This window comes from Streptomyces sp. NPDC054765, from assembly GCF_053612065.1.
Window position 1 is genome coordinate 1 of record NZ_JBSHBP010000134.1, and the last position, 6782, is coordinate 6782.

7 protein-coding genes and 1 pseudogene are annotated in these 6782 nt (G+C 69.4%); 6 read left to right on the plus strand and 2 right to left on the minus strand.

The annotated features are described in order from the left end of the window. Nucleotides 1–28: 28 nt before the first annotated feature. Nucleotides 29–1318 carry an amino acid deaminase gene (locus tag ACWGJY_RS37230; RefSeq protein ID WP_453265329.1) on the minus strand — a complete coding sequence of 430 codons (1290 nt, stop codon included), beginning with the start codon at nucleotides 1316–1318 and terminating at the stop codon, nucleotides 29–31. Between the two features lie 290 nt (nucleotides 1319–1608). Here ACWGJY_RS37230 and ACWGJY_RS37235 point away from each other — a divergent pair, with 290 nt between their 5' ends. The 4 genes and pseudogenes from ACWGJY_RS37235 to ACWGJY_RS37250 all read left to right on the plus strand — a co-directional run. Continuing rightward, the gene (locus tag ACWGJY_RS37235; RefSeq protein WP_453265335.1) at nucleotides 1609–2742 is read left to right on the plus strand and encodes a sugar kinase; all 1134 of its coding nucleotides are present in this window, start codon (nucleotides 1609–1611) and stop codon (nucleotides 2740–2742) included. Nucleotides 2743–3064: 322 nt separating this feature from the next. Beyond that, nucleotides 3065–3817, plus strand: a complete 753-nt coding sequence (locus ACWGJY_RS37240) for an IclR family transcriptional regulator (protein WP_453265330.1) — start codon at nucleotides 3065–3067, stop codon at nucleotides 3815–3817. Nucleotides 3818–3876: 59 nt separating this feature from the next. Beyond that, nucleotides 3877–4287, plus strand: coding sequence for a RidA family protein (locus tag ACWGJY_RS37245; protein WP_453265331.1), 411 nt, complete (start codon nucleotides 3877–3879; stop codon nucleotides 4285–4287). Between the two features lie 84 nt (nucleotides 4288–4371). Continuing rightward, nucleotides 4372–4782, plus strand: a pseudogene (locus ACWGJY_RS37250) (GntT/GntP/DsdX family permease); the annotation flags it as partial. 70 nt (nucleotides 4783–4852) lie between these two features. On the opposite strand, the gene ACWGJY_RS37255 reads toward ACWGJY_RS37250, so the two are convergent. Continuing rightward, nucleotides 4853–5341, minus strand: a complete 489-nt coding sequence (locus ACWGJY_RS37255) for an ATP-binding protein (protein WP_453265332.1) — start codon at nucleotides 5339–5341, stop codon at nucleotides 4853–4855. Between the two features lie 270 nt (nucleotides 5342–5611). Between ACWGJY_RS37255 and ACWGJY_RS37260 the strand changes: the two genes are divergently transcribed. Next, nucleotides 5612–6463 carry a helix-turn-helix domain-containing protein gene (locus ACWGJY_RS37260; RefSeq protein WP_453265333.1) on the plus strand — a complete coding sequence of 284 codons (852 nt, stop codon included), beginning with the start codon at nucleotides 5612–5614 and terminating at the stop codon, nucleotides 6461–6463. A 10-nt stretch (nucleotides 6464–6473) separates the two neighbouring features. Beyond that, nucleotides 6474–6665, plus strand: a complete 192-nt coding sequence (locus ACWGJY_RS37265) for a hypothetical protein (protein WP_453265334.1) — start codon at nucleotides 6474–6476, stop codon at nucleotides 6663–6665. Nucleotides 6666–6782: the final 117 nt, after the last annotated feature.

Genomic DNA, 6782 nt, shown 5'->3' on the forward strand with positions numbered 1-6782 from the left:
GGGCCGGGGGAGGACGAGCGCCCCGGGCCTAGAAGAAGGTGCGGATGAAATCGGTGACCGTGCCGTCCTGCTCGACCAGCGGGATCAGCTGCCACTTGTCGAAGGACGTGCAGGGGTGCGACAGGCCCAGACCGACCCAGTCACCGACCTCCAGGTCGCCGGCGCGCTCGGTGGTGACCCAGGCGTGCTGGTCGGACAGGCCGGTGACGGTGACCCCGTCCGCCGGACGCACGGTGCCGTCCCGGCCGGACCGTACGACCTGGGCCTGCGGCAGATGCAGGTCGTACGCCGCGTCACGCTTGCCCGCGTTGAGGAACGCCTGCTCGGGCGTCGGGCGGGAGACGACCTGCGCCCAGAGGCGGAAGGCGGGCTGCAGGGCGCCCTCCTCCGGGACGCGGTTGAAGGGGGTGAGGCGGCGGTAGTGGCCGTCGTCGTGCGAGACATAGGCGCCCGAGCGCAGCAGCTTGAGGACCGGGGCGGACAGCTCGGGGATCTCGGCGAAGACCTCGGCGACCGCGTCGAACCAGGCGCTGCCGCCGGCGCTGATGACGATCCGGTCGAGATCGGTGAAGCGGCCCGCCTTGTCCAACTCGGCGGCCAGCGCGACCAGTCGGCGCAGCCAGGCGGTCACCCGCTCGGGGGTGGCGTCGGGCACCTCGCCCTCGTAGCCGGCGACGCCGACCAGGCGCAGGGTGTCCACGCCCGCGATGGCATCGGCGAGTTCGAGGCATTCGGCCTCGGTACGGACACCGGTACGGGCGCCCTCGCCGGCGCCGAGCTCGACGACGACGTCCACGGGCCGGGTGGCGCCGGCCTCGCGCAGTGCGCTGTCCATCAGCTCGATGCCGCGCAGCGAGTCGACGTAGCACATGAAGTGGAAGCCGGGGTCGGCGGCGAGCTCACCGGCGAGCCAGCGCAGCGCGGCCGCGTCCACGACCTCGTTGGCCAGGAAGATGTGCTGGATGCCGTAGGTGCGGTAGACCCGGGCCTGGTGGGGGACGGCGGCGGTGATGCCCCAGGCGCCGTGCTCCAGTTGGCGGGCGAACAGCTGCGGTGCCATGCAGGTCTTGCCGTGCGGGGCGAAGGCCAGGCCGTGCCGGCCGGCGTAGGTCTCCATGAGGGCCAGGTTGTGCTCGACCGACTCGGCGGAGAGGGCGAGGACAGGGGTGGTGAACCCGTCGCTGAAGAGATTGCGGCGCTCGGCGGCCAGCCGGCCGACGGTCAGGCCCTCGGCGTCCGGGGGGAGCGACTTGAAGCGGTGGTCGACCCGCTCGTCCGCCAGCCCCTTGAGTCCCTGCGCGAGCCGTTCGCCGGCCATGGGGCCTCCTCAAAGATCTTGTTGCACTGTCTGCAACGCTCATTGCGCATCTCGCTTACCGCTGTCTAACATCCGAGCCATCGCCCGGTCAATGGTGGAAATCACGGCCGGAAACGGCCGGAACGCCGCGCGGGACAGGGCCGGAGCGCCGCGTGGGCGGAGGGCCCGCACGCCGTGTGGGCACACGGCAGGAACCCGGTGGGGCACACGGCAGGAACCCGGTGGGGCACACGGCAGGAACCCGGTGGGGCACACGGCCGGGCGCGCACCACAGCGAAGGAGCGAAACCGATCGTCACCAGGTCCTCGAACGCCGGCGCCACCCCCGTTCCGGACGGCACACCCGTCCCGGACGGCACACCCGTCCCGGACGTCGATGTCGTCTGTCTCGGTGAGTCCATGGTCACCTTCCTGCCGAGTCTGCCCGGCCGGCTCGCCGACGTGCCGTCCTTCGACCGCGCCATCGGCGGCGCCGAATCCAACGTCGCCTGCTCCCTCGCCCGCACCGGCCACACCGCACGCTGGATCTCCCGGGTCGGCACCGACGGCTTCGGCGACCACCTCCTGGCCGCCATCGCCGGCAGCGACGTCGACATCAGCCATGTCCGGCGCGACCCGCTGCGTCCCACGGGCATCTACTTCCGCACCGCCGGCGACCGCGCCACCGGCACCCACGAGGTCGCCTACTACCGCGCCGGTTCCGCCGCCTCCGCCATGACGGCGGCGGACCTGGACCTGGACGCGATCCACTCCGGCCGCGTCCTGCACCTGTCCGGCATCACGGCGGCGCTGTCCGGGGACTGCCTCGGCCTGATGCGGGAGCTGACCGCCCGCCGCCCGGGGCGTCCGCTCCTCTCCTTCGACGTCAACTACCGGCCGGGGCTGTGGCGCGACACCACGCAGGCACGGGCGCTGCTCGATCTGGCACGCGGTGCGGACATCGTGTTCGTGGGCGACGACGAGGCCCGGGACGCATGGGGCCTGCACGGGGCACGGGCCATCAGCGAAGCGCTGCCGGAACCGGAGATCCTGGTCGTCAAGCAGGGCGAGGGCGGAGCCACCGTGTTCCGGCGCGCCACCGGGACGGCCGGGCTCCGCGACGACGCCGCCGGCACCGCCACCTTCGCCCCTTCCCTGAACGTCGACCTCGTGGCCGCCACCGGCGCCGGGGACGCCTTCGCCGCCGGATTCCTCTCTGCCACCCTCCGCGGCCTCCCGGTCCGCACCCGGATCCGCCACGGTCACCTGTGGGCCGCCGCCGCCCTCACCGTTCCCGGCGATCTCGCGACCCCGCCGGGCCGCGCGTACGCCGACCGTCTGGCGGATCTGGACGACGCGGCCTGGGGGAGACTGCACCTCGGTCCCGGCTGGACCACAGCCGAAGCATCCGGCCGCAGGGCCGACGAGGAGGTACGTACGCGGTGAGCGACCGAAGCGAGAGAACCACCCAGAGGTGCGGCCCTGGCGAGAGGCGCGCCCCTGGTGAATGCAGGGGCGGGCGAAGTGAGGTCTCGGTATGAGTGAGCGTAGCGAGCGGGTTGTTGAGGGGTGTGCGCTGAGCGAATGTGATGCCGGGCGAAGTGAGGACTCGGTATGAGTGAGCGTAGTGAGCGAGTCGTTGAGGGGTGTGCGCTGAGCGAATGCGATGCCGAGCGAAGTGAGGACTCGGTATGAGTGAGCGTAGTGAGCGAGTCGTTGAGGGGTGCGCGCTGAGCGAATGCGATGCCGAGCGAAGCGAGGTCTCGGCATGAGCCAGACCGTCGACCGTGCGCTGAGCATCCTGCCGCTGCTCGCCGAGGGGCCCGCCGACCTGGGACAGGTCGCCGACCGGCTCGGCGTCCACAAGTCCACGGCTCTGCGGCTGCTGCGCACCCTCCACGAACACGGCCTCGTCTACCGCCAGTCCGACCAGCGCTACCGCCTCGGCGCCCGGCTCTTCGCCCTCGCCCAGCAGGCCGCCGAAAACCTCGACGTCCGCGAGATCGCCCACCCCCACCTCGTCGAACTCAACGAGAAGTGCGGCCACACCGTCCACCTCGCGGTCCGCGAGGAGAACGAGGTCCTCTACATCGACAAGGTCGAGAGCCGCTACCCGGTCCGGATGTACTCCCGGATCGGCAAGCCCGTCGCGGTCACCGTCGCCGCGGTCGCCAAGCTGCTCCTCGCCGACCTGCCCGAACCCGAGCGCCGCGCCCTCGCGGAGAAGCTCGACTACCCCCTCTACACGTCCCGTTCGACACCCCACGCCACGGCGTTCCTCGCCGAACTGGCCAAGGTCCGCGAACAGGGCTGGGCCACCGACCTCGGTGGCCACGAGGAGTCCATCAACTGTGTCGCGGCCCCCATCCGCGGCGCGGACGGGCGCCTGGCCGCCGCCATGTCGGTCTCCGCGCCGAATGTCGTCGTCACCGCCGAGGAACTCCTCACTCTGCTCCCGCTGGTACGCCGCACCGCCGACACCGTCAGCCGGGAGTACTCCGGAACCGCAATTCCCCGGTAACCGCTGGTCCCGTACCACTGGTCTCGTACCGCTGGTCCCGTACAGGAAGTCTGAACACCATGACCGAGAAGATCGCGCTCACCCCGGCCACCCACACCACCCCGCCCGCGAAGTTCTCCCACGGCGTCAAGAAGGGCAATATCCTTCAGGTCGCAGGCCAGGTCGGCTTCCTCCCCGCCGTCGAGGGCCAGGCCCCCACCCCGGCCGGCCCGACCCTGCGCGAGCAGACCCTGCAGACCCTCGCCAACGTCCGGGCCATCCTCGAAGAGGGCGGCGCGAGCTGGGACGACGTCATGATGATGCGCGTCTACCTCACCGACGTGGACCACTTCGCCGAGATGAACGAGATCTACAACGCCTACTTCGAGGAGCAGGGCCTCAAGGAGGCAGCCTCGGCCCGTACGACCGTCTATGTCGGTCTGCCCAAGGGCCTGCTCATCGAGATCGACGCCCTCGCGGTGCTGGGCTGAGGCACCGAATCCCTTGCCCCGCCTGCCGTTGGCGCCACCGCACGCGCACCGTTCGCCGCACGGCACGGCGCCCCGTACCGACGGGGCGCCGTGCCGCGGTACCCCCTGCCTGGAGATGCCTTCCAGGGGACATTCCCGGATTCTCGTCTCGCCCACCTCGCCCACCTCGCCTACCTCGCCTACCTCGCCTACCTCGCCTCCCTCGTCCTGCGCGTCGCCCAGGGCTCGGCCACGGTCGCCCTCGTCACCACGGCCGGCATCGTCGTCCCCCTCGTCGAGGGCCAGGGCATGTCCCAGGCCCATCTGGCGCTGATCATCATGGCGATCTCGGCAGGGTCGATCTTCGCTTCGCATGTCAATGACGGGGGATTCTGGATGGTCAGCAAGTACTTCGGCATCACGGAGCGCGACACCCTCAAGTCCTGGACGGTGCTGGAGTCGGTGCTGTCGGCGGCGGGGTTCGGGGTGGCGGCGCTGGTGAGCTTGGTGGTGTAGGCGCCGGTGGCGACATCCCGTCGCCGTACGTACGTAGAGGGGGCGCTCGGCACCGGGCGCCCCCTTGGAGTCAGGCCGTGTGCCCGTACACCTGTGCCCCTTCGCGCGGTAGTACGGCCCACGACCGTGTTCCGTCGCCGGGCTCCTGCGAAGTCCCGAATCCCCACTTGCCCTCACAGGCCCGCACCACACAGGCCAGCAGCAGGAGCACGGACCGTCGCCGGGCGTCGCAGGCCGCGGCGAGACGGCGGTGTGTATGGCGGGGATGCCCGTCGTACAGGTTCACGCGCAGCGTGTCGTCCCGATACCGCAGCGACAGGTATACGTCTTCGGACGGCGTGAACAGGCAGGCACAGGCCGCGAGTTCACCGATCACCTGGATCGCGGCCGCGGTCACGTCGTACAGGCCGTGCGCTTCCAGGATCGTACGGGCGGCGGACCGTGCCACGGCCGGACTGGCGAGCGCGGCGGGAAGAGTGAGGCTGTAGGCCAGGTTTTCCGGCACGCGCGGTGTGCGGATGTCGAGGGGGTGCGGGCATACGGACACGGGTGCGGGCATGGCAACTCCCTTTTGATCAGAATTGGTTGATGGCGCGGCAGTCGGTGGCCTGTCTCCCTGGCGCGGGCCCGCCTCTCCCAGGGCAGGAGGATGCGGGCAGGCTCGCGCGATGCGCTTCCGGCTGCGTGGAGCGTAAGCGTTGCGTTACCGACCGTAGGGGTATGGGTGGCTCGTGTGCCACCTGATCTTGCGCATTGCCTCCCGTGAACTGGATCGACGCCACGTGCGTCATGCAGACTGGCGCCACCGATTGGGGAGGGAGGGGCGCCGATGCCCACCAGGGCCACGCCCACAGAGCGCCAGAGGCGTCTGGGTGCCGAGCTGCGCAAGATGCGTGTCGCGGCAGGTCGAACCACCGAATACGCTGCAGGTCTGCTTGGTTTGGACCGGACCAAGGTCTCCAACATGGAGTCGGGTATTCGCTCCACTTCGCCTGAACGCGTACGGATACTTGCCAGCAACTACGACTGCTCGGACCAGCACTACGTCGGGGCTCTGGCCGAACTTGCCAACTCCCGCAAGCGCGGATGGTGGGAGCAGTTCAGGGGGAGTCTCCCTCAAGGGCTGCTGGATGTCGCCGAGTTGGAATGGCACGCTACGCGGCTGCGGTCCGAACAGGCCGTTCACCTGCCCGGACCGCTTCAAGTGGGTGCGTACGCACGCGCCATCTTCGACGCCGCGCTGCCCCCTTTGCCCAGATCGGAGGTGGAGCTACGCGTGATTTTCCGGCTGCACCGCCAGCAGATTCTGGAACGCGACAACCCCGTCAACTATGTCGCATACGTTCATGAGTCCGCCCTGCGCATGCAGTTCGGTGGGCGTGCCGTGGCCAGGGAGCAACTCCAGTATCTCTGCGAGATGTCCGAGCTGGTGAACGTTGAGGTGCGCGTGCTTCCTGTTGAGGCAGGCGCATTCCCAGGCGCCGGGCATGCCGTCCTGTACGCCGAAGGTGATGTGCCGCGATTGGACACGGTCCAGTTGGACTCGGCTCACGGTCCCGAATTCACTCATGCCGATGCGCAGCTCGCCAAGTACCGGGAGCACATGGGCTGGATGCACGCCCGTACGCTCGGGGCGCGCGAATCTCGGGACTTCATTCACCACATCGTCCGTCAGCTCTGAGGAGGGCCACATGGCTGAGATCTCTTGGGAAGACCCCTTCTGCGCGGAAGGCAACAACTGCTTCCGCATAGGTACCGACGGTCAGGGAAACGCTTATATCGCGGTGGCGGGTGCCGAGGACGCCTACGTCACCGATACCCGCGAAGCTCTCCGCACGCTCATCCGCGAGATAAAGGCCGGCAAGGCCGACCACCTGCTCTAGGCCCAATACCGGTGCTTTAGTACTTAATTCGTGGGGTTGGGGATGTTTTGGTGGGTTCGACGAGGGTGACGGCGGGGGTGGCCGGGCGAGGTGGGTTGTTGTGTTCGGTGCGTTTGA